The 24,695-nt window shown below is 73.5% G+C and carries 25 protein-coding genes; 15 read left to right on the forward strand and 10 right to left on the reverse strand.

Annotation, left to right across the window (positions count from 1 at the left end; genetic code table 11):
• Window positions 1-94 precede the first annotated feature (94 nt).
• On the forward strand, window positions 95-733 hold the full coding sequence (gene purN / locus BUE44_RS01155) for a phosphoribosylglycinamide formyltransferase (protein ID WP_073492558.1): 639 nt from the start codon (window positions 95-97) through the stop codon (window positions 731-733).
• A complete protein-coding gene (gene purH, locus BUE44_RS01160) occupies window positions 730-2,307 on the forward strand; it encodes a bifunctional phosphoribosylaminoimidazolecarboxamide formyltransferase/IMP cyclohydrolase (RefSeq protein WP_073492560.1) in 1,578 nt (525 codons plus the stop codon). Before purN ends, purH begins: the two co-directional genes overlap by 4 nt.
• Window positions 2,308-2,408: 101 nt before the next feature.
• Here purH and BUE44_RS01165 read toward each other — a convergent pair whose 3' ends face one another.
• The gene (locus tag BUE44_RS01165) at window positions 2,409-3,077 is read right to left on the reverse strand and encodes an RDD family protein (RefSeq protein ID WP_073492562.1); all 669 of its coding nucleotides are present in this window, start codon (window positions 3,075-3,077) and stop codon (window positions 2,409-2,411) included.
• Between the two features lie 141 nt (window positions 3,078-3,218).
• Here BUE44_RS01165 and BUE44_RS01170 point away from each other — a divergent pair, with 141 nt between their 5' ends.
• From BUE44_RS01170 to BUE44_RS01190, 5 genes are all read left to right on the forward strand, one after another.
• On the forward strand, window positions 3,219-4,079 hold the full coding sequence (locus BUE44_RS01170; protein ID WP_073492564.1) for a bifunctional methylenetetrahydrofolate dehydrogenase/methenyltetrahydrofolate cyclohydrolase: 861 nt from the start codon (window positions 3,219-3,221) through the stop codon (window positions 4,077-4,079).
• Window positions 4,072-4,470 carry a DUF3017 domain-containing protein gene (locus BUE44_RS01175; RefSeq protein ID WP_073492628.1) on the forward strand — a complete coding sequence of 133 codons (399 nt, stop codon included), beginning with the start codon at window positions 4,072-4,074 and terminating at the stop codon, window positions 4,468-4,470. Before BUE44_RS01170 ends, BUE44_RS01175 begins: the two co-directional genes overlap by 8 nt.
• Window positions 4,471-4,866: 396 nt before the next feature.
• A complete protein-coding gene (locus tag BUE44_RS01180) occupies window positions 4,867-5,691 on the forward strand; it encodes a helix-turn-helix domain-containing protein (RefSeq protein WP_079189381.1) in 825 nt (274 codons plus the stop codon).
• Between the two features lie 193 nt (window positions 5,692-5,884).
• A complete protein-coding gene (locus BUE44_RS01185; protein ID WP_073492634.1) occupies window positions 5,885-6,874 on the forward strand; it encodes a malate dehydrogenase in 990 nt (329 codons plus the stop codon).
• Window positions 6,875-7,061: 187 nt separating this feature from the next.
• Window positions 7,062-8,786, forward strand: a complete 1,725-nt coding sequence (locus BUE44_RS01190; RefSeq protein WP_073492636.1) for an LCP family protein — start codon at window positions 7,062-7,064, stop codon at window positions 8,784-8,786.
• A 27-nt stretch (window positions 8,787-8,813) separates the two neighbouring features.
• On the opposite strand, the gene pdxR is transcribed toward BUE44_RS01190, so the two are convergent.
• On the reverse strand, window positions 8,814-10,259 hold the full coding sequence (gene pdxR / locus BUE44_RS01195) for a MocR-like pyridoxine biosynthesis transcription factor PdxR (RefSeq protein WP_073492646.1): 1,446 nt from the start codon (window positions 10,257-10,259) through the stop codon (window positions 8,814-8,816).
• Window positions 10,260-10,308: 49 nt separating this feature from the next.
• On the opposite strand from pdxR, the gene BUE44_RS01200 reads away from it, so the two are divergent.
• Window positions 10,309-10,791, forward strand: a complete 483-nt coding sequence (locus tag BUE44_RS01200) for a carboxymuconolactone decarboxylase family protein (protein ID WP_073493376.1) — start codon at window positions 10,309-10,311, stop codon at window positions 10,789-10,791.
• Here the strand turns inward: BUE44_RS01200 and BUE44_RS01205 are convergent.
• A complete protein-coding gene (locus BUE44_RS01205) occupies window positions 10,757-11,587 on the reverse strand; it encodes a hypothetical protein (protein WP_073493378.1) in 831 nt (276 codons plus the stop codon). The two genes, BUE44_RS01200 and BUE44_RS01205, sit on opposite strands and share 35 nt — an antisense overlap.
• 198 nt (window positions 11,588-11,785) lie before the next feature.
• Entirely contained in the window at window positions 11,786-12,970 is a 1,185-nt protein-coding gene (gene rocD / locus BUE44_RS01210; RefSeq protein ID WP_073493380.1) for an ornithine--oxo-acid transaminase, read from the reverse strand.
• A 316-nt stretch (window positions 12,971-13,286) separates the two neighbouring features.
• Between rocD and trpS the strand changes: the two genes are divergently transcribed.
• Window positions 13,287-14,300 carry a tryptophan--tRNA ligase gene (gene trpS / locus BUE44_RS01215; RefSeq protein WP_073493382.1) on the forward strand — a complete coding sequence of 338 codons (1,014 nt, stop codon included), beginning with the start codon at window positions 13,287-13,289 and terminating at the stop codon, window positions 14,298-14,300.
• Window positions 14,301-14,413: 113 nt separating this feature from the next.
• On the forward strand, window positions 14,414-14,995 hold the full coding sequence (locus tag BUE44_RS01220) for a 2'-5' RNA ligase family protein (RefSeq protein WP_073493384.1): 582 nt from the start codon (window positions 14,414-14,416) through the stop codon (window positions 14,993-14,995).
• A gap of 49 nt (window positions 14,996-15,044) precedes the next feature.
• Here BUE44_RS01220 and BUE44_RS01225 read toward each other — a convergent pair whose 3' ends face one another.
• Together BUE44_RS01225 and BUE44_RS01230 are read right to left on the reverse strand one after the other, a co-directional pair.
• Window positions 15,045-15,800 (reverse strand): decaprenylphospho-beta-D-erythro-pentofuranosid-2-ulose 2-reductase, encoded by a 756-nt coding sequence (locus tag BUE44_RS01225; RefSeq protein ID WP_073492648.1) that lies wholly within the window; start codon window positions 15,798-15,800, stop codon window positions 15,045-15,047.
• Window positions 15,801-15,822: 22 nt separating this feature from the next.
• Window positions 15,823-17,205: an FAD-binding protein gene (locus BUE44_RS01230; RefSeq protein ID WP_073492650.1), complete on the reverse strand. Its 1,383-nt coding sequence runs from the start codon at window positions 17,203-17,205 to the stop codon at window positions 15,823-15,825.
• A 496-nt stretch (window positions 17,206-17,701) separates the two neighbouring features.
• Between BUE44_RS01230 and BUE44_RS01235 the strand changes: the two genes are divergently transcribed.
• From BUE44_RS01235 to BUE44_RS01250, 4 genes are all read left to right on the forward strand, one after another.
• The gene (locus BUE44_RS01235; RefSeq protein WP_073492652.1) at window positions 17,702-18,358 is read left to right on the forward strand and encodes a phosphatase PAP2 family protein; all 657 of its coding nucleotides are present in this window, start codon (window positions 17,702-17,704) and stop codon (window positions 18,356-18,358) included.
• Entirely contained in the window at window positions 18,351-19,319 is a 969-nt protein-coding gene (locus BUE44_RS01240) for a decaprenyl-phosphate phosphoribosyltransferase (protein WP_073493386.1), read from the forward strand. Before BUE44_RS01235 ends, BUE44_RS01240 begins: the two co-directional genes overlap by 8 nt.
• Window positions 19,320-19,462: 143 nt before the next feature.
• A complete protein-coding gene (locus BUE44_RS01245) occupies window positions 19,463-19,921 on the forward strand; it encodes a GtrA family protein (RefSeq protein ID WP_073492654.1) in 459 nt (152 codons plus the stop codon).
• The gene (locus tag BUE44_RS01250; RefSeq protein ID WP_073492656.1) at window positions 19,909-20,862 is read left to right on the forward strand and encodes a YihY/virulence factor BrkB family protein; all 954 of its coding nucleotides are present in this window, start codon (window positions 19,909-19,911) and stop codon (window positions 20,860-20,862) included. Before BUE44_RS01245 ends, BUE44_RS01250 begins: the two co-directional genes overlap by 13 nt.
• A gap of 41 nt (window positions 20,863-20,903) precedes the next feature.
• On the opposite strand, the gene BUE44_RS01255 is transcribed toward BUE44_RS01250, so the two are convergent.
• Window positions 20,904-22,346 (reverse strand): D-alanyl-D-alanine carboxypeptidase family protein, encoded by a 1,443-nt coding sequence (locus BUE44_RS01255; protein ID WP_073492658.1) that lies wholly within the window; start codon window positions 22,344-22,346, stop codon window positions 20,904-20,906.
• 152 nt (window positions 22,347-22,498) lie between these two features.
• Between BUE44_RS01255 and BUE44_RS01260 the strand changes: the two genes are divergently transcribed.
• A complete protein-coding gene (locus BUE44_RS01260) occupies window positions 22,499-22,813 on the forward strand; it encodes an SCO4848 family membrane protein (RefSeq protein WP_073492669.1) in 315 nt (104 codons plus the stop codon).
• 12 nt (window positions 22,814-22,825) lie between these two features.
• Here BUE44_RS01260 and BUE44_RS01265 read toward each other — a convergent pair whose 3' ends face one another.
• Genes BUE44_RS01265 through BUE44_RS01275 form a run of 3 tightly spaced genes read right to left on the reverse strand, consistent with a single transcriptional unit; the run spans window position 22,826 to window position 24,668 of the window.
• Window positions 22,826-23,641 carry a TetR/AcrR family transcriptional regulator gene (locus BUE44_RS01265; RefSeq protein WP_073492671.1) on the reverse strand — a complete coding sequence of 272 codons (816 nt, stop codon included), beginning with the start codon at window positions 23,639-23,641 and terminating at the stop codon, window positions 22,826-22,828.
• Between the two features lie 10 nt (window positions 23,642-23,651).
• A complete protein-coding gene (locus BUE44_RS01270; RefSeq protein ID WP_073492673.1) occupies window positions 23,652-24,233 on the reverse strand; it encodes a thiol-disulfide oxidoreductase DCC family protein in 582 nt (193 codons plus the stop codon).
• On the reverse strand, window positions 24,234-24,668 hold the full coding sequence (locus BUE44_RS01275; RefSeq protein WP_073492675.1) for a hypothetical protein: 435 nt from the start codon (window positions 24,666-24,668) through the stop codon (window positions 24,234-24,236). It lies immediately after the preceding gene.
• Window positions 24,669-24,695 lie beyond the last annotated feature (27 nt).

Here is a 24,695-nt window from a genome sequence, read left to right on the forward strand (position 1 = left end):
GACGGTCGGCGGTCTCGTAGGGTTCCCCGGAATCCGGCCAATCCCCGACTCGTACGATCATCCGAACGATCTCAGCGAGAGAAGAGCCCCGCCAGTGGCCGCCCACACTCCCGCCCGCAGCACCCCGGCCCGCCTCGTCGTCCTGGTCTCCGGCTCCGGCACAAACCTGCAGGCGCTGCTCGACGCCATCGACGCCGACCCCGGCTACGGCGCCACGATCGTCGCGGTCGGCGCCGACCGCGACGGCATCGCGGGCCTGGAGCGGGCCGCGCGCGCCGGACTGCCGACCTTCGTGGTGCGGGTCGGCGACCACGCCGACCGCGCCGCCTGGGACGCGGCGCTGACCGAGGCGACCGCCGCGTACGCACCCGACCTCGTCGTGTCGGCGGGCTTCATGAAGATCGTCGGCAAGCACTTCCTGGCGGCCTTCGGCGGCCGGTTCATCAACACCCACCCCGCGCTGCTGCCGAGTTTCCCCGGGGCGCACGGCGTACGCGACGCGCTCGCGTACGGCGCCAAGGTCACCGGGTGCACCGTCCACTTCGTGGACGACGGCGTCGACACCGGCCCGGTCATCGCCCAGGGCGTGGTCGAGGTCAGGGCCGACGACACGGAGGACACGCTCCACGAGCGCATCAAGGACGTCGAGCGGCGGCTGCTGGTCGATGTCGTAGGGCGGCTGTCGCGCGACGGCTACCGCATCGAAGGACGAAAGGTACGGATTCCGGCATGAGCGCCGAAGACACCCAGGGACAGGGCACGAAGCCCTTCCGCCGTGCGCTGATCAGCGTCTACGACAAGACCGGTCTGGAGGAGCTGGCCCGCGGGCTGCACGAGGCGGGTGTGGAGCTGGTGTCGACCGGCTCGACGGCCAGCCGGATCGCCGCCGCCGGGCTTCCGGTGACCCCGGTCGAGGAGCTGACCGGATTCCCCGAGTGCCTGGACGGCCGGGTCAAGACGCTGCACCCGCGGGTGCACGCCGGCATCCTCGCCGACCTGCGCCTCGACGACCACCGGCGGCAGCTCGACGAGCTGGGCGTCAAGCCGTTCGAGCTGGTCGTGGTGAATCTCTACCCCTTCCGCGAGACCGTGGAGTCCGGCGCGGCCGACGACGAGTGCGTCGAGCAGATCGACATCGGCGGCCCCTCGATGGTGCGCGCCGCCGCCAAGAACCACCCGTCGGTCGCCGTGGTCACCAGCCCCGCGCGCTACCCCGACGTGCTGGCCGCGGCCAAGGCGGGCGGCTTCGACCTGCACACCCGCAAGCGGCTCGCCGCCGAGGCCTTCCAGCACACCGCCGCCTACGACGTGGCCGTGGCGTCCTGGTTCGCCGACGGCTACGCGGCCGACGACAGCAGTGCCTTCCCGGAGTTCGTCGGCGAGGTCTTCTCCCGCCGCCAGACGCTGCGCTACGGCGAGAACCCGCACCAGCCCGCCGCGCTGTACGTCACCGGCGACGGCGGCGGCCTGGCCGGCGCCGAGCAGCTGCACGGCAAGGAGATGTCGTACAACAACTACGTGGACACCGAGGCCGCCCGCCGGGCCGCCTACGACCACGAGGGCATCTGCGTGGCGATCATCAAGCACGCCAACCCGTGCGGTATCGCGGTCGGTTCCGACGTCGCCGACGCGCACCGCAAGGCGCACGCCTGCGACCCGCTGTCCGCCTTCGGCGGGGTCATCGCCGTCAACCGCCCGGTATCCGTGGCGATGGCCGAGCAGGTCGCCGACATCTTCACCGAGGTCATCGTCGCCCCGGACTACGAGGACGGCGCTGTGGAGGTGCTGGCGCGCAAGAAGAACATCCGGGTGCTGCGGGTCGCCGCCGCGCCCGACGCGGTCGCCGAGTACAAGCCCATCGAGGGCGGCATCCTGCTCCAGGTCAAGGACCGGCTGCAGGCCGAGGGCGACGACCCGGCCAACTGGACGCTGGCCACCGGCGAGGCGCTGCCGGCCGACGAGCTGGCCGACCTCGCCTTCGCCTGGCGGGCGTCGCGTGCCGTGAAGTCCAACGCCATCCTGCTCGCCAAGGGCGGCGCCACGGTCGGCGTGGGAATGGGCCAGGTCAACCGGGTCGACTCGGCAAAGCTCGCGGTGGCCCGGGCCGGCGCGGACCGCGCCGCCGGCTCGTACGCCGCCTCCGACGCCTTCTTCCCCTTCCCCGACGGCTTCGAGGTCCTGGCCGAGGCGGGCGTCCGCGCGGTGGCCCAGCCCGGCGGTTCGATCCGCGACGAAGCGGTGATCGAGGCGGCGCGGAAGGCCGGCGTGACCATGTACCTGACCGGCACGCGGCACTTCTTCCACTGACCTCGCCACACGCGGCACTTCGCAATGTACCGAGGCCGTACCCCGCGCCAGGGGTACGGCCTCGGTACATTGCCACGCCTGCGGTCAGCCGCCCGGGGTGCTCAGAACTGGTCCTTGATCACCACGGTGTGGACCATCTTGTCGGCCCAGGTCTGGTTCTTGCCGTCCCACAGCGGCCACAGGAACCCGAGGCCGCACGGTATGGCGTCGAGGACGTGCAGCAGGCGGCGGCCGAAGGCGCGGCCGAAGCCCAGTGCGGCGCCGTCCGCCTCGCGCAGCAGCCGGATGCCGACGATCTTCTTGCCCGGCGTCTGCCCGGTCTTGCCCTCGCGGATGCTGAGGAAGACGAGAACGGCGATGCTGAGCAGCGCGCCGACCAGGACCAGCGTCACACCGGTGCCTGACATGCTCGGCACGTCGCAGTTCCCGGACGGGATGCCCTGGTTGGCGCAGGCGTCCTTGGCGTCCTGCACCTTCTTGCTGTGCGGCAGGCTCCCCGCCAGGTACAGACCGGTCGGCACCAGGTTGAACATCAGGAAGTCGAGCAGGTACGCGCCCAGCCGCGCCCCCCAGCTCGCCAGCGGCGGCATGCCGGGTGGCAGGCCGCCGGCCGGCGGATAGGCGGCGTACGGCGGCTGCTGAGCGGGGTAGCCGTAACCCGGCTGCTGGCCGTAGTACGGCTGCTGCGGGATGCCGGGGGTCTGCGGCTGGCCGTAGGGCTGCTGGGGCGGGTCGCCGTAGGGGTTCGGGGGGCCGGGAGGCTGACTCACGTGCGGGTTCCTTAGTGAGCGGGACGGACGGGACGGATCCGCCACATCGTCCGGCCCAGCGCGTCGGGGGCGCAAGGGGCAACCGTGCACGGGAAGTGGACGGATTGGTCCCGCGCACCCCCGATCCGGGAGTATGGAGGCATGAGCGCCCAGATTCTCGATGGCAAGGCCACCGCCGCCGCGATCAAGTCCGAACTGACCGAGCGCGTCCAGGCGCTCAAGGCCCGCGGTGTCGCACCCGGCCTCGGCACCCTGCTGGTCGGCGACGACCCGGGCAGCAAGTGGTACGTCGCGGGCAAGCACCGCGACTGCGCGCAGGTCGGCATCGGCTCCATCCAGCGCGAACTGCCCGACACCGCCACGCAGGAGGAGATCGAGGCGGTCGTCCGCGAGCTCAACGACGACCCCGCCTGCACCGGTTACATCGTGCAGCTCCCCCTCCCCAAGGGCATCGACACCAACCGGGTGCTCGAACTCATGGACCCGGCCAAGGACGCGGACGGGCTGCACCCGACGAATCTGGGCCGCCTCGTGCTGGGCGTGGCCGCGCCACTGCCCTGCACCCCCAACGGCATCGTCGAACTGCTGCGGCGGCACGGGGTCGCCATCAACGGCGCCCACGTCGTGGTCGTCGGCCGCGGCATCACCGTCGGCCGCTCCATCGGCCTGCTGCTCACCCGCAAGTCCGAGAACGCCACGGTCACGCTGTGCCACACCGGCACGCGCGACCTGTCCGCGCAGCTGCGGCAGGCCGACATCATCGTGGCCGCGGCCGGCGTGCCGCACATCGTCAAGCCGGAGGACGTCAAGCCGGGTGCCGCCGTCCTCGACGTCGGCGTCAGCCGCGACGAGCACGGCAAGATCGTCGGCGACGTCCACCCCGGTGTGGCCGAGGTCGCCGCATGGCTCTCGCCCAACCCCGGCGGCGTCGGCCCCATGACCCGGGCGCTGCTCCTGCAGAACGTGGTGGAAACGGCCGAACGGGCGGCCCCCCGTGCCTGACGACCTCGGCCCCGGCGGCCGCCCCGCCGTCACCACCTCCACCCCCCGACCCGAAGGCGGCGGCCGCGCCGCCCCCGGCACGGCCCCGGCTCCCGCCCGCCAGTGGCCCATCCTCCTGGTCATCACCGGCGCGGTGATCGGCCTCGTCACCACGGCCGCCGGGGCGTTTCGCGCCGGCGCGATCGTGCTGGGGGTCTCCCTGCTCCTCGGCGGAGTCCTGAGGTGGGGCATGCAGTCCGTCGGCATGCTCGCCGTACGCAGCCGGTTCACTGATGTGATCACGTACGGGATTCTCGGCGTCGCCATCGTCCTGCTGGCGCTGATGGCTCAGCCCGATCCGCTGATACGGATCCCTTTCCTCGAGGACATCATCCACTTCTCGGTCCGCTGAACCGGTCCCCTGCCGGTTGCTTTTCCCCTCTTCCCGGTGCGGCCCCGTGGCCCCCGCGCGCCTGGGGCCGTGCCTCTTGCGGTGCGCCTTTGCCTGCCGGTGCGTCGTGGCTTGTCGCGCAGATCCTCGCGCCCCTGAGGGGCTGCCCTCGCGGCGGAGGGTGAGCGTTTTTGAGGGGCGCGGGGAACTGCGCGGCCAGCCACGGCGGTGGGAAGGTGACCGCCCACCGCAAGGGGCAGGGCCTGGGGGCGCGGGGAACTGGGCGCAGGTCGTAGCGGAAAAGCCGGGGCACCCCTTTAGCACAAGTGGCCCCCGCGAGTGGGAGCTTGCGGGTAAGACCACTCGTGCGGGCACGAACGGATAGCGTAGGGCTGGGTATTCGGCGAAGGGTGCGGCATGGGGCAGTGGGAGCCACTGGCAGACCGCATCCCCCTGGACATGCGGCGCTTGGCGACGCAGTTGCGCAGGATGAAGGACAGGAGCGGCCTGACCGTCCCGGCCCTGGCCGCGCGCACGGCCGAGTCCGCCGACGCGTGGGCCGGCTATCTCGCGGCGGCCAAAGTGCCGCCCTTGGCCGCCGTCGAGGTGCTGGCGCAGGCGTGCGGCGCGGACTACGACCGCGTCGGCGCCCTGTGGAAGCTCGCGGAGAAGGCCTCGACCGGCACGGGCGACCGCGGCCGGGACAAGCCGGTGCCGCAGCCTGACCCGCTCGACCCGTTGAGCGCGCAGGACGCCATGCCGGCCCGCCGCAGACGCTTCCTGCTGCTCGCCGCGGCGGGCGTGCTGGCGGTGGCCGCGCTGCTGGCGGTCGTGCTGATGGCCGGTACGAGCAACGGCCGCGCCCCCGGCGGCGACGCCGACTCCCCGGGCAAGGGCGGCACCGCGTCGGGTGCCCCGCTGCCGTCCGCGCCGCCACGCGGCCGTACGCCGGCGGCGCAGGACCCGGGCGGGCCCGGCGGCGCCGACACCAGCTCGGGCGCCCCTGTCGACACGGCCGCCGCGGTGCCGCCCGCGCCCGGCCCGGCCACGCCGGCGGCGCCCGCGGCCACGGCGACGAGCGCGCCGCCTAGCGGTACCCCCGTACCGACGGCGCCGGGCACGACGACCTCCGCCGCCCCCAGCGCGACGCCCACCGCCACTGCCACGCCCAGTGCCACGCCGAGCCCGACGCACACGGGCCTGTGCCTGGGCCTGATACTGCTGGGCGTCTGCGTCGGCTGAGCCGGGCGGCGCGGTGGCGGTGACCGCCGCCACACGACCGCGGTCCGACGGCGGGCGCGGCGCGCGATAGCCTGACGGGTGGCTCTCTTGACGACGAGAGATCCGCGTTCTGGGCCGCTCGGGCCACTGCCGTAGCGGCCAACCCGCGCCCGCGCAGACCGCAGCAGACCGCAGCACAGGCCAGGAGAAGGCAATGACTCGCACTCCCGTCAACGTCACCGTCACCGGAGCGGCCGGCCAGATCGGCTACGCCCTCCTCTTCCGTATCGCCTCGGGCCACCTGCTCGGCGCGGACGTGCCGGTGCGGCTCAGGCTGCTGGAGATCCCGCAGGGCCTGAAGGCCGCCGAGGGCACCGCCATGGAGCTGGACGACGCCGCCTTCCCGCTGCTGCGCGGCATCGACATCACCGACGACCCGAACGTCGCCTTCGACGGTGCGAACGTCGCGCTCCTGGTCGGCGCCCGCCCCCGCACCAAGGGCATGGAGCGCGGCGACCTGCTGGCGGCGAACGGCGGCATCTTCAAGCCGCAGGGCAAGGCCATCAACGACCACGCGGCCGACGACATCAAGGTCCTGGTGGTCGGCAACCCGGCGAACACCAACGCGCTCATCGCGCAGTCCGCCGCCCCCGACGTCCCGGCGGAGCGCTTCACCGCGATGACCCGCCTGGACCACAACCGGGCGATCGCGCAGCTGGCGAAGCGGACCGGCGCGGCCGTGTCCGACATCAAGCGCGTCACCATCTGGGGCAACCACTCCGCCACGCAGTACCCGGACATCTTCCACGCCGAGGTCGCGGGCAAGAACGCCGCCGAGGTCGTCGACGACGAGCAGTGGCTGGCCGACACCTTCATCCCGACCGTCGCCAAGCGCGGTGCGGCCATCATCGAGGCCCGCGGCGCCTCCTCGGCGGCCTCCGCCGCGTCGGCCGCCCTGGACCACGTCCACACCTGGGTGAACGGCACCGTCGAGGGCGACTGGACCTCGATGGGCATCGTCTCCGACGGTTCCTACGGCGTCCCGGCCGGCCTCATCTCGTCCTTCCCGGTCACCACGAAGGACGGCGCCTACGAGATCGTCCAGGGCCTGGACATCAACGCCTTCTCGCGGCCGCGGATCGACGCGTCGGTGAAGGAGCTGGAGGAGGAGCGTGCCGCGGTACGCGAGCTCGGCCTGATCTGAGTCGTACGCGGCCGCTCGTACGGCCCCGGCCTCGGCCCCGCCGCTGTTTTCTCAGCGGCGGGGCCGCCGTGTGTCCAGGTACACAAAACGAAAATCGTAAGCGGAATGCAACCTGGTGGGGGTTTCACCGGTCGTAGATGTCGGCCGACCCAGCCTGTGCTGGACCCGACGTCGCAAGGAACCGACGATGAGCGACTCCTCCCGCGGGACACGCAGGCGCGGCACCGACCGGCGCCGCACCGGGGCCCACAGCGCCGGCACGGCCCCCTACGCCCCCGCGACCGCCGGCGGGCGCGGTTCCGACCGGCCCCCGGGCGGGCGGGCCGCCCTCCGCAAGGGGCGGAAGCGGCGCGGCGGCCATCGGGCCCTGAAGATCGTCGGGCTGGCCATGGCCTTCGTCATCCTCCTCGCGGGCGGCGCCGCCGGATACGTCTACTGGAAGCTCAACAGCAACATCAAGTCCGACGACCTGTCCGCGAACGGCAAGGACGGCGCCGGGCACGAGAAGGCCGACGCCTTCGGCCGCACCCCGATCAACATCCTGGTGATCGGCTCCGACGGCCGCACCGACGCGGCGGACTGCAAGCTCGGCGGCGCCTGCAAGACGGCGTCCGGGCAGCGCGCCGACGTGGAGATGGTCGTCCACATATCCGCCGACCGTTCGAACGCCACCGTCATGAGCGTGCCCCGCGACCTGCGGGCGGACTGGGACGGCTGCCACGACGACGGCCACCGAAGCATGGGCCCGCAGCACGACCAGATGATCAACGCGGCCCTCGCCGGCGGCCCCGGCTGCAGTGTCGTGGCCGTCCACGAGCTCACCGGGATACCCATCGACCACTTCATGATGGTCGACTTCTCCGGGGTGGTGAACATGTCCAACGCGGTCGGCGGCGTCAAGGTCTGCGTGAGCGCCGACATCTACGACCCCTACAGCCACCTCAAGCTCAAGAAGGGCTCGCACGTCCTGCAGGGCGACGCGGCCCTGGAGTTCCTGCGCACCCGGCACGGCTTCGGCGACGGCAGCGACAGCGAGGGCCGCACCGTCGGCCAGCACGTCTTCCTGACCGCGCTGCTCAACAAGCTCAAGGACGACGGCACGCTGACCAGCCCCAGCAGGATGTGGAAGGTCGCCAACGCCGCGACCAAGGCGCTCACCGTCGACAATTCGCTCGACTCCGTCACCAAGCTGATCGGCCTCGGCACCGACCTCAACAAGGTCCCCACCGACCGGGTCACCTTCGCCACCCTCCAGACCGCCAGCGTCACCGTCAACGGTGTCTCCGAGCTGCACCTGGTCAACCCGGGTGCCTCGACGCTGTTCAAGACGATCGCCGACGACCAGTCGCTCACCACGGCAAGCGGCGCCAAGGCGGCGCCTTCCGCCGCGCCCACGATTCCGCCGTCCACGATCGCGGTCCAGGTCAAGAACGGCGGCGGCGTCGACCACCGGGCCGCCGTCATAGCCGCGGAGCTGGTCTCCCGCGGCTTCAGCCGCGAGACCACCTCCGGCGACGGCCCCCCGTCCACCACCACGACGCTCAGCTACCCCGCGGCTCAGCAGGCCCAGGCCAAGAGCGTCGCCTCGGCCCTCGGCCTGCCCGCCGCGGCCCTCAAGCAGTCCGCCACGGGCACGGGCATCGTCCTCCTGCTCGGCACCGACTGGCCGACCGGCACGACCTTCCCCGGCGGCAAGGCCCCGATCTCCGCGGCCGACCAGAAGTCGGCACTCACCGGGACGAACTCCCAACTCGGCAGCGCCAAGGGCGCGTGCGCGCAGGTGAGCAAATTCAACGACGTGATAGGCGTCGACGCGTCCGGCCACGTCACCACCTCGGACCACCCACGCCACTCCACCTCCCCGAGCCACGCGTACGCCATCTCCCCCCGCGTCAAGGACTCCGCCCCCTGACCCCCACCGGGCCACGGGCGTACGGGGTCAGGCCCGTGCGGTGAGCGCGTCGCACAGCAGGCCGAGCGCCGTGGGGAAGGCGTGGTCAGGCGGCGTGCCGTAACCCACGACCAGGGCAGGCGGGTGGGAAGGGGCGGAGCCGAAGGCGGTGAGGGCGGGGACGGCGAGGCCCAGGCGGTGCGCGCGGGCGAGCACCGCGTCGAGAGGCGCACCGTCCGGCGGGAGGTCGAGCACCGCGTGCAACCCGGCCGCGATGCCCGACACCCGCACGCCCGGCGCGCGCAGCGCCAGGACCTCCACCACCCGGTCCCGCCGGGCGCGGTAGCGCATCCGCACCCGCCGCACGTGCCGGTCGTACGCCCCGGCCCGGATGAACTCCGCGAGCGTCAACTGGTCGATCACCCCGGACTGGTGGTCGGCCAACCGCTTCTCCCGCACCACCGCCTCCAGCAGGTGCGGCGGCACGGCCAGCCAGGCCAGCCGCAGGCCCGGGGCGAGGCTCTTGCTCGCGGTGCCGGCGTAGACGACGTGGTCGGGGGCCAGCGCCTGGAGCGCGGCGACCGGCTGCCGGTCGTAGCGGAACTCGCCGTCGTAGTCGTCCTCGACGACGATGCCGCCGGTGGACCTGGCCCAGGCCACGACGGCCGTGCGGCGCGCGGGGGACAGGCTCACCCCCAGCGGGAACTGGTGCGCGGGGGTGAGCAGCACCGCGGGGATCCCGGGGCCGAGGTCCTCCACCCGGGCGCCGTCCGCGTCGACGGGGAGGGCGACGGGCTCCAGCCCCGCGGCCCGCAGCAGCGTCGGAGTGTCGGGCAGGCCGACCGCCTCGACGGCGGCCCGCCGGGCGCCGCGGCCGTGCAGGGCGCGGGCGAGCAGGCCGACGGCCTGGGTGTAGCCGGTGCAGACGACCAGGTGCTCGGGGTCGGTGCGGACCCCGCGGACTCGGGCGAGGTAGTCGGCCAGCGCGGTGCGCAGCTCGGGGCGGCCGCGCGGGTCGGTGTAGCCGAAGGCCTCGTTGGGCGCGGCGGTCAGCGCGCGGCGGGCCGCCCGCAGCCAGGCGGTGCGCGGGAAGGACGCCAGGTCGGGCGAGCCGGGCCACAGGACGTACGGCAGCCCGCTGCGGCCGGGCACGAGGTCGGTGGGCGCGTCGCGCGGCGGCTCCGCGGGGCGCTGGGCGGGGCGGCGCACCGGAACGGCGGGCCGCGCCGCCACCGTCGTGCCCGAGCCCTGCCGGGCGGTGAGCCAGCCCTCGGCGACGAGCTGGCCGTAGGCGTGGGCGACGGTGTTGCGGGCCAGGCCCAGATCGTGGGCCAGGACGCGGCTGGACGGCAGGCGGGCGCCCGGCGCGAGCCGCCCGTCGCGTACGGCCGCGCGAAGCGCCTCCTCCAGACCCGCCCGGGTACGCTGCCCGGTCAGGTCGAGCAGCAGGTCGTAGCTACCGCTGCCGCGCTGCGGAGTGGCCCACTCGTTCATGCCCCAAGTGGACCACGAGGCGGTGCCACTTCGCGCCTACGGTGGCTGCATGACCACGATTCCCCCGGCTGACGCAGCCGTTCCCGCACCGGCGCGACGGATCGACCTGATGGACAAGGCGCCGGACTTCTACCAGGCGATGTTCGCCCTCGACAAGGCCGCGGCCCTGGGCCTTGACCCGGTCGTACGCGAACTCGTCAGGATCCGCGTCTCGCAGCTCAACGGCTGCGCCTACTGCGTCGACAAGCACAGTGCCGACGCGCGCAAGGCCGGCGTGTCCGAGCAGAAGCTGTACGGCCTGACGGTGTGGCGCGAGACCCCCTTCTTCACCGCCCGCGAACGCGCCGCCCTCGCCCTCGCCGAGGCGATGACCCACCTGGGCGCCCACGGCGTGCCCGACGACGTCTACGACGAGGCCGCGAAGCTCTTCGACGAGGACGAGATGCCGCGGCTCATCGCGATGGGCGTGGCGATGAACGCCTGGAACCGCATCGGCGTCACCTGCCGGATGTCGCCGGCGACGCGGTCGTAGCGCCGCCCTCACCGAAGCGGGCCAGCACCAGGGCGCCCACCACGGCCAGTGCGAAGCCGGCGACCGCGGCCGGCGCCCAGCCGGCCCGGGTGCCGTCGCCCAGCGCCAGGACGCCGACCAGGGCCGGCCCGACCGTCTCCCCGATGACCATTCCCGCGGTCGCCGTGGTGACCGAGCCCTGGCTCAGGGCCGAGGTCAGCAGCAGGAAGGCGGCGCCGCCGCCGAGCAGCAGGGCGTAGAGCGCCGGTCCGGTCACGCCGTCGATAAGCCGGACCGCCACCTCGACCACCCCGAAGCCCAGGCCGGCGCCCAACCCCAGCACGGCGGCCCGCGCTCGCCCCGGCAGCCGGCCGCCGGCGGCGCCCACCAGCAGCACCGCGCCCGCCGCGGCCAGCGTGCCCCATTGCAGGGCGCTGCTGCCGTGGCCGCCGCCCTCGCCGCCCGCTGCGAGCCCGAGCAGCGCCAGGCCGCCGCAGACCGCGCCCACGGCGGCCCACTCGACCCTCTGCAGGGTCGCGCCCAGCAGCCGGGTCGCGGCGACCGCGGTCACCGCGAGGCTCGCGGCGAGCGCGGCGCCGACCGCGTAGATCGGCAGCGTCAGCAGCGCCACCAGCTCCAGCCCGAACCCGATACCGTCCAGGCCCAGTCCGGCGAGGTACTCCCGCTGGGCCAGCGCCCGCGCCAGCAGCCGCGTGTCCACCCCCGACCCGCTGCCCGGCTCCGCCGCGCGTGCGCCCCGCGCCTGCAACACCGACGCCACTCCGAAGCACATGGCTGCGCCTAGGCCCGCCACCATCCCGACGATCACGTCACGACCTTACGGCCGTGACGTGCTTGTCCCGGACCGGCCCTGCCGTTCCCGTCGGCCGGGGGGCCAGCCCCTTGCGGTGGGCGGTCGCCTTCCCCGGCGTCGTGGCTGGGCGCTCCGTTCTCCCCCCAGCGCTTCGCCTGGGGGTACCCCCACGCGCCCCCAGGTGGCGGCCCACGCGGGGGGCTAGCTGGTGAGGACGGTGCGGAGTTGGGTCAGGGACCAGTCGAGGTCGTCCTTGGAGATGATCAGGGGGGGTGCCAGGCGGATCGTGGAGGTGTGGGTGTCCTTGGCGAGGACGCCGCGAGTGAGGAGGGACTCGGAGATGGCGCGGCCGGTTCCGCGGGCCGGGGGGATGTCGAGGCCCGCCCACAGGCCTCGGCCGCGCACCGCGGTCAGCGCGCCGGTGCCGAGGAGGGCGCCCAGCTCCCGGTGCAGGTGGTCGCCGAGGTCGGCCGCCCGCTGCTGGTGTTCGCCGGACCGCAGCATCGCGATGACCTCCAGGCCCACCGCGCAGGCCAGCGGATTCCCGCCGAAGGTGGACCCGTGCTCGCCGGGACGGAAGACGCCGAGGACGTCCCGTGAGGAGACGACGGCCGAGACCGGCACGACCCCGCCGCCGAGCGCCTTGCCGAGGACGTACATGTCGGGCACGACGTCCTCGTGCCCGCACGCGAAGGTGCGGCCGGTCCGCCCGAGGCCGGACTGGATCTCGTCGGCGACGAAAAGGACCCCGCGCTCCGCGGTGAGCCGCCGCACCCCGGCGAGATAGCCGGGCGGCGGTACGAGGACGCCGGCCTCGCCCTGGATCGGCTCCAGCAGGACGGCGACGGTGTCGGCGTCGACGGCGGCGTCGAGGGCGTCGAGGTCGCCGTAGGGGACGACCTCGAAGCCGGGTGTGTACGGCCCGAAGCCGGCCCGCGCCTCCGGATCGGTGGAGAAGCTGATGATCGTCGTCGTGCGGCCGTGGAAATTGCCCTCGGCGACGACGATCTTCGCCCGGCCCTCGGGCACGCCCTTGACCTGGTAGCCCCACTTGCGCGCGGTCTTGACGGCGGTCTCCACCGCCTCGGCGCCGGTGTTCATGGGCAGCACCATCTCCATGCCGCACAGGTCGGCGAGCTCCGCGCAGAACTGCGCGAACCGGTCGTGGTGGAAGGCGCGGGAGGTGAGGGTGACCCGGCCGAGCTGCGCTTTGGCCGCGGCGATGAGCCGCGGGTGCGCGTGGCCGAAATTGAGTGCCGAGTAGCCGGCGAGCATGTCGAGGTAGCGGCGGCCCTCGACGTCGGTCACCCAGGCGCCCTCCGCCTCGGCGATGACCACCGGCAGTGGGTGGTAGTTGTGCGCGCTGTGCGCCTCGGCGGCGGCGATCTGCCGCTCGGTGGCGGAAGTGGCGGAACCGGGGGAGGCGGCGGGATCGGGGGAGGCGGCGGGGGAGGAGGTGCCCGCGGTGGCGGGAGAGCCTGAGGTGCTGGTGCTCACGTGCGTACTCCGTTCGTCGTGCGTCAGGAGCCAGGCCCTTGCCTGGGAGCGGGGCGGGGTGTGCCCACGGGGCGTGCTGCCCCATTTCTATCGTCGCTCAGCGATGTTGGCGTGAAACCTTTCGGCGAAAACCCCGTCCCGTCGCAGATCCGCCGGTTCCGTTCAGGGGTGTGGGAGTGTGCGCCGACCTGAGAGAATGGTGAACATGGCCCTCGAACGTCCCCGCGCCCTCTCGGGTATCCAGCCCACCGCCGGCTCCTTCCACCTGGGGAATTACCTCGGTGCGATCCGGCAGTACGTGGCGCTCCAGGAGTCGCACGACGCCTTCTACATGGTCGTGGACCTGCACGCGATCACTGTTCCGCAGGACCCGGCGGAGCTGCGCGCCAACACGCGGCTCGCGGCCGCGCAGCTGCTGGCCGCGGGTCTCGACCCGGACCGCTGCACGCTGTTCATCCAGAGCCACGTGCCCGAGCACGCGCAGCTCGGCTGGGTGATGAACTGCATCACGGGCTTCGGCGAGGCCTCCCGGATGACGCAGTTCAAGGACAAGTCCGCCAAGCAGGGCGCCGACCGCGCCACGGTGGGCCTGTTCACCTATCCGATCCTGCAGGTGGCCGACATCCTGCTCTACCAGGCCGACAGCGTCCCGGTCGGCGAGGACCAGCGCCAGCACATCGAGCTGACCCGCGACCTGGCCGAGCGCTTCAACGGCCGCTACGGTCACACGTTCACCATTCCGGCGCCGCACATCGTGCGCGAGGTCGCGAAGATCTACGACCTCCAGGACCCGACCGCGAAGATGAGCAAGTCGGCCGTGTCCCCGAAGGGCCTGGTCAACCTGCTGGACGACCCGAAGGTCTCGGCGAAGAAATTCCGCAGCGCGGTCACCGACACCGACACGGTCATCCGGTACGACGAAACGGAAAAGCCGGGCGTCAGCAATCTGCTCACCATTCACTCCGCCCTCACCGGTACCGGAATTCCGGAACTGGAACAGCAGTACGAGGGCAAGGGCTACGGTGCGCTCAAGACCGACCTCGCGGACATCTTCGTGGAGTGGGTCACACCCTTCCACGAGCGTACGAGGGAGTATCTGGGGGATCCGGAGACCCTGGACTCCGTCCTGGCCAAGGGCGCGGAGAAGGCCAGGGCCGTCGCGGCCGAGACACTGGCGGCTGCGTACGACCGGATGGGCCTGGTGCCGGCCAAGCACTAGCACCGGGCGCAAGAGCGGCGGGGGACAACGGGGATACGGGGTAGGCGCGACGCGCATGACGACGGCGACGACCTGTGCCGCCGGCACCGACCTGGGGGAAAGGGGTGAACGCCTTGGAGACCACCACGACGATCGGCGTGTCCATCGCGGTCCCGGAGCCGTACGGACGGCTGCTCCAGGACCGGCGCGCGGGCTTCGGCGACCCGGCCGCGTACGCCATCCCCACCCACATCACCCTGCTGCCCCCCACCGACGTCGGCTGCGCCGAGCTCCCGGCCTTCCGGCGGCACCTGGCCCAGGTCGCAGCCCAGGGGCACCCCTTCCCGATGCGCCTGCGCGGCACGGACACCTTCCGCCCGCTCTCCCCGGTGGTCTACGTCCGCCTCGCCGAGGGCGCCGCCGTCTGCGCCGACCTCCAGGAGCAGGTCAGGTCCGGCCCCGTCGCCCGTGAGCTGCAGTTCCCCTACCACCCGCACGTCACCGTCGCCCACGGCATCCCCGAGGCAGCCATGGACCGCGCCCAGCGCGAGCTCGCCGACTTCGCCGCCGAATGGACCACCACCGGCTTCGCCCTCTACGAGCAGGGCGGCGACGGCGTGTGGCGCAAGATGCGTGAATACCCTTTCGCCGCGGAGGTCCCCACGGTGCCCCACCAGCAAGCGGTCCCGGTGCCCCGTGAGGCGACCCGCCTCTGACGGCGGGGCCGTCCGGCGGGACCGTCGCGTCCCGCCGCGGCGGGGGCGCTCAGACCGGCAGGCGGCGGAAGACGGGGCGCGGGAGGTGGCGGACGGCCGCCATCACCAGGCGCAGCGTGCCCGGCACCCAGATCGTGGTGCTGCGGCGGCGCAGGCCCAGTTCGATGGCGGCGGCGACCTCGTCCGGGGTGCTGGCCAGCGGGGTGGCGGGGCGGCCCTCGGTCATGCGGGTGTGGACGAATCCGGGCCTGACCGTCATTACATGCACCCCCGAGCCGTGCATGGCGTCGGACAGGCCCTGGCAGAAGGCGTCGAGGCCCGCTTTGCTGCTGCCGTAGATGAAGTTGGCGCGGCGCGGGCGCTCGGCGGCGACCGAGGAGAGGACGACCAGGGAGCCGTGGCCCTGCGCCTGCAGGGCGGCCGCGCTGACCAGGGCGGCGGAGACGGCACCGGTGTAGTTGACCTGGGTGACGTGGACGGCGGCCAGCGGGTCCTGCTCGTCGCGGGCCTGGTCGCCCAGGACGCCGAAGGCGAGCAGCACCATGTCGACGTCGCCCTCGGTGAAGACCTTGCCGAGGGCGACCTCGTGCGAGGCGGGGTCGAGCGCGTCGAAGGGCACGGTCGTGACGAGCGCGCCGATCGTCCGCAGCGACTCGGCGGCGGCCTCCAGCTGCTCGCAGGGGCGGCCGGCGAGGAAGACCGTGCGCGTCCTGCGGGTGATCAGGCGGCGGGCGGTCGCGAGGCCGATCTCGGAGGTGCCGCCGAGGATCAGCAGGGACTGCGGGGCACCGAAGGCGTCCTTCATGGGCTCTCCACGGAAGTCGGGGTCACACGCCCAGACGGCGGGCGAGGTCGGAGGTGATGGCGCCGCGCGGGTCGTAGCGGGTTCGCAGCTCGCGGAAGGCGTCGAGGCGCGGATACATCCTGGCGAGCACGTCCGGGCGCAGCCGGGCGTCCTTGGCCAGGTAGACGCGGCCGCCGGCGGCCGCCACCTCGTCGTCCAGCTCGTCGAGGAAGGCGGCCAGGCCCGGGAGGGTGGCCGGGATGTCCAGGGCCAGGGTCCAGCCGGGGACCGGGAAGGACAGCCAGCCGGGGTCGGCGTCGCCGAAGCGCTTGAGCACCGCGAGGAAGGACGGGCAGCGGCGGGAGCCGATGCGCCGCACGATCCGGCGCAGCGCGTCCTCCTCACCGTGGCCGACGACGAACTGGTACTGCACGAAGCCGCCGCGCCCGTAGATCCGGTTCCAGTCGGGCAGGCCGTCCAGCGGGTGGAAGAACGACGACAGCTTCCGCAGCCTGCCGCGCTGCTCGCGCGGGGCCTTGCGGTACCAGAACTCGTTGAAGAGGCCGACGCTGCGGCGGGTGAGCAGGCCCCCGGGCAGGAAGCGGGGGGTCGCGGGGAGGCGGGCGCCGGGGCTGAAGGCCAGCGGTTCGGCGCGCAGGCGGGGCGGCAGCGCGTCGAGCGGGGCGTGGTCGCCGCGGGTCAGCACCGCGCGGCCGGTCCGCGCGCCGCGCGCGAGCAGGTCGATCCAGGCGACCGAGTAGCGGTAGCGGTGGTCGTCGGCGGTGAGCCTGGCCATCACGTCGTCCAGGTCGGTGGCCCGCTCGGTGTCCACCGTCATCAGTGACGTCTCCACCGGCAGCAGCTCGACGGTGGCGGCCAGCACGACGCCGGTCAGCCCCATGCCGCCGGCCGTCGCCCAGAACAGGTCGGGCTCGTCCTCCGGGGTGACCAGCCGGGTCTCGCCGTCGCCGGTGAGCAGCTCGATGGCGCGGACATGGCGGCAGAAGGAGCCCGAGGTGTGGTGGTTCTTGCCGTGGATGTCGGCGCCGATCGCGCCGCCCACGGTCACGTAGCGGGTGCCGGGGGAGACGGGGACGAACCAGCCGAGCGGCAGCAGCACCTGCATCAGGCGGTGCAGCGACACCCCCGCGTCGCACACCACCAGGCCGTTGACCGCGTCGATCTCGTGGATGCGGTCCAGACCCGTCATGTCCAGCACCGCGCCCCCGGCATTCTGCGCCGCGTCCCCGTACGCCCGCCCGAGCCCGCGGGCGATCGCCCCGCGCCCGCCGCACTCGCGCACGGCGCGCACCGCCTCCTCGTACGTGCCGGGGCGCAGCACCCGCGCGGAGCTGGGCGCGGTGCGGCCCCAACCAGTGACGGAGATGGCCTCGGCGGGAGGGTCGGCGGCGAAGGGTACGGGCATATCGCTGACCGTATCGCCCGGAAGATAGCAAAAGGGGGTTTTGCGGCGTTTCTCACCGTAAAGGGTGAGTGCCGCTGCGTGAGCGGGAGGCCCGCACGGTAATAACCCGGGGCTGGACGCATCGCGGTGCGACACGTCGCACCCCGCGTGCGGACGGTGCGCGCACGCCCGGCGTGCGCACCGCGGAAGAGCTCCGCGGACGACCCGCGGCCACGCACGCGGGACCGGGACCCTCGCGGCCACCGCCGCGGGACCCGCCCCGCGCCCATGCCGCGGACCATCACGCGGAGGGAGAAAACCGCCGATGCGCCGATCCGACTCCGCCGCACAGCGCGGCACCTCGATATCCCGGCCCACCACCCCGCTCCCGGCCGGCCCGCCCGGCCCCTCCCGCGGCCTGACGACCGCGCCCGGCTCCGGCGGGGGGCGCCCGCCGCGCGGTGCCGGACCTCGGCGCCGGACGGCTCCCGGCGCCCGGCCGCGTAAGGGCCGCGTCGTGACCGCCGCCCGCCTCGACCTGCGGCTGGTCGGCCTCCTGCGGGACTGCGGCGGCGACCCGCGGATCGCGAACGCGGTCCGCGTGCTCGGGCGGACCGGCGAGCACGGTGCCGTGTGGATCGCCGCGGGCGCCGCCGGCGCACTCGGCGACAGCGAGCGCCGCCGCGCGTGGGTGCGGGCCACCGCCGTCGTCGCCGCCGCGCACGTGGCGAGCATGGGCATCAAGCGGCTGGTACGGCGCCCCCGTCCGCGTATCCCCGGGGCCGCGCCCCTCGTGCGGACCGCAGGGCGGCACAGCTTCCCCTCTTCGCACGCCACCTCCTCGGCCGCCGCCGTCGTCGCCTTCGGCGCGTTGCTCCCGGGCGCGGCCACCGTGCCGGTACTCGCCGCCGCCATCTGCGTCTCCCGGCTCGTCGCCGGGGTCCACTACCCCAGCGACGTCGCCTGCGGCGCCCTGCTGGGGGCCGCGGCGGCCCGGATGGGCCGTGCCTGGACGCTGGGCGCCGGGGGGCCCGCGGGAGCCGGGTGGCACGTCCTGCCGGGCGCCGGCGCCGCTGCCCGGTTCGCCGTCACCGGCGCGGGCGCCCGGTCCGTGGCGGTGGTCGCCGCGCATGTGCTGCCGGCCGCGGCCGCAGGCGGTGGGTCCCGTGGGTGAACCCTCAGCCGTGCTGGTCGAGGAGACCGCCGCCACCGGGGTGGCCGGGGTCGTGGCGCGGGGCAAGCCCGCACGGGAGCTGACCGGGGGTCTGCTGCGGACCGCGCGGCCGCGGCAGTGGGTCAAGAACGGGCTGGTGCTCGCCGCGCCCTTCGCCGCGGGGCGGCTGCTGTCGCTGCGCGACTCCGTACAGCTCGGCGTCGTGCTGGTGCTGTTCACCGCGTGCGCGTCGGCCGTCTACCTGATCAACGACGCCCGGGACGCCGACGCCGACCGGGCCCACCCGGTCAAGCGGCGGCGTCCGGTGGCCTGCGGGCAGGTGCCCGTCGGCGCCGCCTATACCGCGGGCGGCCTGCTCGCGGTGGCCGCGCCCGTCACCGCCGCGCTGACGTGCAACGCCGACACCGCCGGCCTGCTCGCCGGCTATGTGGTGATGCAGCTCGCCTACTGCGTGTGGCTCAAGCACATGCTGGTGGTCGACCTGGTGATCGTCACCACCGGCTTCCTGATGCGCGCGATGGCCGGCGGGGTCGCCCTCGGTATCGGCCTGTCCCGCTGGTTCCTGATCACCTCCGGCTTCTGCGCGCTGTTCATGGTGGCGGCCAAACGCTATTCGGAGCTGGTACTGGTCTCCGGCGAAGGCGGCGACGTCGGCGCCACGCGCGCGCTGCTCGGTGAGTACACCCCGGGCTACCTGCGGTTCGTGTGGCAGCTGGCGGCGGGCGTCGGCATGCTGGCGTACTGCCTGTGGGCCATGGAGACCGGCGGTTCGGCCTCGGGCCTGCTCCCGTGGCGCCAGCTGTCGATGATCCCGTTCATCCTGTCGGTGCTGCGCTACGCGGTCTTCGCCGACGCCGGCTCGGCCGGCGCCCCCGAGGACGTACTGCTGCGCGACCGCGCCCTCGTGGTGATCGGCCTGGCCTGGGGCGCGCTGTACGTGCTCGCCGCGGTCAACAGATGAGCGCACGCACCGAGTCACCCCGACGCACACTGCGGCGCCCGCCGCGCCTCGTACCGCGGCGGGCGGCCCGGCGTCCATCGCCGAGCCGCCCGGGGCCGCCGGGCCCACCGCGCCGTGCCAGCCGCCCGGCCCGGCTGCGCCGCATGCTCCCCGAGATAGCCGGCTTCGCCCTCGCCGGGGGCGCCGCCTTCGCCGCCGACCTCGCACTCTTCGTCTGGCTGCGCGGCCACACCGGTGTCGGGCCGCTCACCGCCAAGTCGCTGTCCTTCTTCGCCGGCTGCACCATCGCCTACCTCGGCAACGCGCTCGGCACCTACCGCCGCCGCGCCCCCACCGCGGGGCGGGCCCGCCGCTACGGCGTCTTCTTCGCCGTCAACGCCGCCGGCGCCGGCGTCCAACTGCTCTGCCTGGCCGGTTCGCACTACGTCCTGGGCTTCACCAGCCCGCGCGCGGACATCGTGTCGGGCGCCGGCGTCGGCATGGTGCTGGCCACCGCCCTGCGCTTCTGGGGCACCCGCACCCTGGTCTTCCGTACCGCCGGCCGGGGCAGGCGGAGCGTGCGGGGGCCCGCGCAGGGTAACCGACCGCCATGGACTGGCTGACCCGAATCCCGTGGATCGGTCCACGGCTCGGGCCGTGGTACGACAGGCGCCTCAAGCACCTGGTCGACCGGGTGATGCGCACGCACGCCTGGCGGGCCTTCGCGCACCTGCTGGACGTGCACTGGACGCGGCTGGCCGCCGCGATGACCTTCACCAGCTTCCTGGCGCTCTTCCCGCTGATCACGGTCGCCGCGGCGGTGGGCGCCGCGCTGCTGACGCAGAGTCAGCTCGACCGCCTGGAGCACAAGCTCACCGATCAGATCCCCGGCATCGCCGACCAGATCGACATCACCGGGCTGGTCGCCAACGCGGGCACCGTCGGCCTGATCGCGTCCGGTGTGCTGCTCTTCACCGGCATCGGCTGGGTCAGCTCGCTGCGGGACTGCCTGCGGGCGGTGTGGGGCAAGGACCGGTCGGACGAGAACGTGGTGGTGGGCAAGCTCACCGACGCCGGCATCCTGTTCGGCCTCGGCGTCGCCGTGCTGGTCTCGCTCGGCGCGTCGGGCTTCGCCACCGCAGCCGTCAACTGGACCGCCGACCGCATCGGCCTGTCCGAGCACAGCAGCGGGCGGGTCCTGCTGACCGTCGTCGGCTACATCCTCGCGGTCGTCGCCGACTTCCTGATCCTGCTCTACCTCCTCACCCTGATGCCGGGCGTCGACCCGCCGCGCCAGCCGGTGATCGTGGCGGCACTGATCGGCGCGGTGGGCCTGGAGGTCCTCAAGGTCGCCCTGGCCAGCTACCTGCAACGGGTCGCCGGCCGCAACATCTACGGCGCCTTCGGCACACCGGTCGCCCTGCTGCTGTGGTTCAACTTCATGGCCAAGCTGCTGCTGTACTGCGCCGCCTGGACCGTCACCCCGCGCCATGCCCCCGACCAGCCGCCGCCCGAGCCCCCCGGGCCCGAGCCCGAGGGGGGCGCGACCCGCTGGGCGCGGTGAACCGGGGGAGCCGCAGCCGAGCCGACCGGCGGGCGGCCGGGTCAGCCGCGCTTGCGACGGCGCGTTCCACGGCCGGCGCGGCGGCTCGGCCCGCCGGAGCCCTCCGACCCGCCGCCGGTTTCGCCGCCGGTTCCGCCGTCCGCTCCGTCGTCCGCTCCGGCGTCGGTTTCGTCGTCCGCTCCGGCGTCGGTTTCGCCGTCCGGCACGATGCCGGTTCCGCCGTCCGGCACGATGCCGGGGAGCGGGCGCCGGCGGCGGATGACGGCGATGACGACCGCCAGGAGCAGCGCCGTACCCGCGGTGATGCCGGCGGCCGTCCACAGGCCGCTCGACGAGGACGACGACGTGCTCGTCGACGCGTCGATCCGCTTGGCCGCGGAGGAGGTCGGCACTGGCGAGGCCGACGCCTTCACCTGGCTCAGCGGCGGCACCAGGGTGCCGACCGGTTTGGCGGTGGCGTCCGCCGCGAAGCCCCAGTCCAGCAGCGCGCCCGCCTCGCGGTAGACGTTGTTGTGCCCGGGCGCCGGGTTCATCACGGTGACCAGCAGCTTGCGGCCGCCGCGCTCCGCCACGCCGGTGTAGGTGGCGCCCGCGTTGGTCGTGTTGCCGTTCTTGACGCCCGCGATGCCCGGGTAGCGCTTCAGGTCGTAGTCGCCGCTGAGCAGGCGGTCGGTGTTCTGGATCTGGAACGAGTCGCGGACCTTCGTCGGCTTGCCGTTCTTGTCCTTCTTGTAGTCGCCGGGGAACTGCGCGACGACCGTGGAGCAGTAGGCGCGGAAGTCCGCGTTCTGCAGGCCCTGCCGGGCGAAGAGCGTGAGGTCGTACGCGCTGCTGTGCTGCCCCGGCTCGTCGTAGCCGTCGGGCGTGACGACGTGGGTGTCGTTCGCCTGCAGCTCCTTGGCCAGGGCGTTCATGTCCGCGACGGTCTTGGGCACGCCGCCGTTCATCGCCGCCAGCACGTGGACGGCGTCATTGCCCGAGCGCAGGAAGACCCCGAGCCACAGGTCGCGCACCGAGTAGCCCTGGTTCTCCTGTATTCCGACCAGGCTGCTGCCGTCGCCCATGCCGTTGAGGTCGCTCGCGGCGACGACGTGCTGCTCGGTCGACGGGAATCTGGGCAGCACGGCGTCCGCGAAGAGCATCTTCAGGGTGCTGGCCGGGGCGAGCTGCCAGTGCGCGTTGTGCGCGGCGAGGATGTCGCCGGTCTCCGCGTCGGCCACCACCCACGACCGGGCGGTCAGCTTGGCAGGCAGCGCCGGCACACCGCCCGACAGGTCCACCTGGGTGCCCGGCAGCCCGAGCCGGTCGCCGCCGACCGTCGACATCCGCGCGGGCGGCTGCGGCACCTTCGGCCCGCGCTCCGGGGCGGCCGTGGCCACCCCGGTCGTGAGGGTGCCGCCCAGCAGCACGGCGGTCGCGGTGACGGCCAGGATGCGATGGCGCAGCGCGCGTCGGGCGGGTGGCGCGGTCTGAGACGTAGGCACCGCAAGAACGTACAGGGCTCAGCTGTCCGTTCCCTGCCCAGGGTTACCCCGCACCCAGGTGATCCCCTCCGCCCCAGGAGCCGCCCCCGGCTCCGACGGCCCCCCCGCCCCCGGACTTCGGGTGCGGCGCGACGCCGCTCATACTGGGACTTATGAAGCTCAGTCGCCCGGTGTCCTGGTTCCTCGCCGCCTTCGGGGTGTGGTCGTGGATCGTCTGGGTCACCTTTGTCAAGAATTTGTGGAAGGACACCAGTGGTCTGGCCTTCCGGCACGGTGACCACTCGTCTCCGACGGCGTATTTCTGGATCCACCTGACGCTGGCGGTGGTCTCGACGGTCTTCGGTACGGCGATCGGCGTGATCGGCGTCCGCGGCCTGCGTGCGCTGCGCGCGCGGAAGGACGGCCGGCGGCCCGCGGTGACCGAGCCGCAGCCGCAGCCGCAGGACCCGGCACCTGCAGGGAAGTGAGCCGCGCCGGGGTCAGTCGCGCCGGGAGGGAGCCGGGCCGCGGGCGGCGGTGGTACGCCCGAAGGTCGGCAGGATGAAGTCCTGGATCAGGCCCTTGGCGTCGCGGACCATCGGGCGGAAGACCCGGTAGCGGGACAGCGAGATCAGCTTGGCGACCAGCGGGGTGGAGCGGCGCACGAACTCGCGGGTGCGCGCGGTGTCGGGGGTGCGGTCGAAGACCCAGTAGAGGACGACCACCATCAGGTGGAGCCAGAGCAGGTCGGGGAGGAGTTCGGCGAGCTCGGCGTCGAGCTTCGGGGCGAGGTCCGAGCCGGTCAGGACGTCGCGGAAGAGGTCGACCGCGGTGGCCCGCGCCGGATGCGACTCCCGGGAGAACGGGCTGAGCGAGCTGTCCGGGTCGGCCGCCGTGCGGAAGAACTGCGCGGCGAACCCGTGGTAGTCGGCGGCGCAGTCCAGCCACGAGTCCAGGGCGATACGCAGCCGGGCGTCGAAGTCCCGCTCGCCCGCCATGCGGGCCGTGGCGTCCAGCGCGTGCGCGTACGTCATCCGGTCGTAGAAGCCCTGGATCAGGAACTCCTTGGACTCGAAGTAGTAGTACGCGTTCCCGACCGAGACGCCCGCCTCCTGGGCGATGGCCCGCATGGTGGTCTTGTCGTAGCCGCGCTCCCTGAAGAGCCGCATCGCGGTCTCCAGGATCAGCGCCCGGGTCTGCTCGCTCTTGCCGGTCTTGGGCCGCGCCCGGCCGCCGGGCAGCTCCTCGGCGGCCCCGGCCCCCGTGGCGGGGCCGGGGGTCGGTCCTGTCGTCGTACCGCTGCTGTTGTCCTCCATCACGGTGAGCCTATCCGGGCGGTTCGCACCCGTCCGCGCAGTCGCCGGGCCTGCGGGCGGTCCAGCCGCCGTTGCCCTCGTAGACCCAGGCGGTACGCGACGGGTCGCCTGGCATGCGGGCCGTGCGGACCGGTATCCGGTCGGCCCCCGGGGGCGCCGGCCGGCGGCCGGAGTGCCCGCCGGGCTGCCTGGGGGTCCGGTCGGCGCCGCGGTATCTGGCGACGCCCAGCACCGCGGCCCTGGCCAGCCGGCGGCCGGCCGGGGTGCTCATGGTGTGGGCGAGGGCGCGGTGGTCGGCGAGTGCCCACAGGCACACCACCCAGGCGGTGTCGCCGACGTAGACCTGGCCCGTGTCGCCGACGACGGTGATCTCCCGGCGGGTGGCGCCGTCGTGGTCGAGGGCCGGGAAGAGCCGGCGGGCCCGCTCCGAGCCGACCGGGACCAGCCGGACCGGGATCAGCTTGCGCTGCCCGGCCAGCCAGTCGCCGACGAAGGCGCAGAGCCGGCAGTCCGGGTCGTACAGCACGGTCAGCCCGCGCAGCGGCACCCGCCCCCGCGCGCTGGGCGCCGCCACGGCCTCCTCGGCGGCCATCTAGGCCCCCGCGGGCTTCGGGCCGGTCCAGCCGCCGCCCGCGGTCTCGGTGTGCCCGTCGGGGTCCACCGGCGGGAACTGCTCGCGCTCCATCAGGCCGCGGCGGCGGATCTTGTTGAGGACGTAGACATTGCCGAGGTGCATCACGCCGAGCACCAGCAGTACCACTCCGAGCTTGACCGAGAGCTGCTCGAAGACCTGGCGGGCGTCCTCCACCGTGTCGGCCGACTTCAGGTAGAGGGCGACGAAGCCCAGGTTCACCAGATAGAAGCCGACGACCAGCAGATGGTTGACGGCGTCGGCGAGCTTCTCGTCGCCGTGCAGCACGTCGGCGAGAAAGATCCGGCCGTTGGTGCTGAGTGTCCTGGCCACCCAGACGGTCAGCCCGATGCTGACCACCAGGTAGACGGCGTAGGCGAGGACGGTCAGGTCCATGTGAATTCCACCCCTCGACATTCCTTG

Source organism: Actinacidiphila paucisporea (assembly GCF_900142575.1).
GTDB classification, from domain to species: Bacteria; Actinomycetota; Actinomycetes; order Streptomycetales; family Streptomycetaceae; genus Actinacidiphila; species Actinacidiphila paucisporea.

Excerpts from the sequence above, each read along its gene's own strand:
- pdxR (WP_073492646.1), bottom strand. The coding sequence starts at position 10,259 with ATGAACGAGTGGGCCACTCCGCAGCGCGGCAGCGGTAGCTACGACCTG.
- BUE44_RS01180 (WP_079189381.1), top strand. The coding sequence starts at position 4,867 with ATGGGGCAGTGGGAGCCACTGGCAGACCGCATCCCCCTGGACATGCGG.
- BUE44_RS01230 (WP_073492650.1), bottom strand. The coding sequence starts at position 17,205 with ATGCCCGTACCCTTCGCCGCCGACCCTCCCGCCGAGGCCATCTCCGTC.
- BUE44_RS01245 (WP_073492654.1), top strand. The coding sequence starts at position 19,463 with ATGCTCCCCGAGATAGCCGGCTTCGCCCTCGCCGGGGGCGCCGCCTTC.
- trpS (WP_073493382.1), top strand. The coding sequence starts at position 13,287 with ATGGCCCTCGAACGTCCCCGCGCCCTCTCGGGTATCCAGCCCACCGCC.
- BUE44_RS01200 (WP_073493376.1), top strand. The coding sequence starts at position 10,309 with ATGACCACGATTCCCCCGGCTGACGCAGCCGTTCCCGCACCGGCGCGA.
- BUE44_RS01185 (WP_073492634.1), top strand. The coding sequence starts at position 5,885 with ATGACTCGCACTCCCGTCAACGTCACCGTCACCGGAGCGGCCGGCCAG.
- purH (WP_073492560.1), top strand. The coding sequence starts at position 730 with ATGAGCGCCGAAGACACCCAGGGACAGGGCACGAAGCCCTTCCGCCGT.
- BUE44_RS01170 (WP_073492564.1), top strand. The coding sequence starts at position 3,219 with ATGAGCGCCCAGATTCTCGATGGCAAGGCCACCGCCGCCGCGATCAAG.
- BUE44_RS01205 (WP_073493378.1), bottom strand. The coding sequence starts at position 11,587 with ATGGTGGCGGGCCTAGGCGCAGCCATGTGCTTCGGAGTGGCGTCGGTG.
- BUE44_RS01275 (WP_073492675.1), bottom strand. The coding sequence starts at position 24,668 with ATGGACCTGACCGTCCTCGCCTACGCCGTCTACCTGGTGGTCAGCATC.
- BUE44_RS01260 (WP_073492669.1), top strand. The coding sequence starts at position 22,499 with ATGAAGCTCAGTCGCCCGGTGTCCTGGTTCCTCGCCGCCTTCGGGGTG.
- BUE44_RS01225 (WP_073492648.1), bottom strand. The coding sequence starts at position 15,800 with ATGAAGGACGCCTTCGGTGCCCCGCAGTCCCTGCTGATCCTCGGCGGC.
- BUE44_RS01265 (WP_073492671.1), bottom strand. The coding sequence starts at position 23,641 with ATGGAGGACAACAGCAGCGGTACGACGACAGGACCGACCCCCGGCCCC.
- BUE44_RS01250 (WP_073492656.1), top strand. The coding sequence starts at position 19,909 with ATGGACTGGCTGACCCGAATCCCGTGGATCGGTCCACGGCTCGGGCCG.
- BUE44_RS01190 (WP_073492636.1), top strand. The coding sequence starts at position 7,062 with ATGAGCGACTCCTCCCGCGGGACACGCAGGCGCGGCACCGACCGGCGC.
- BUE44_RS01270 (WP_073492673.1), bottom strand. The coding sequence starts at position 24,233 with ATGGCCGCCGAGGAGGCCGTGGCGGCGCCCAGCGCGCGGGGGCGGGTG.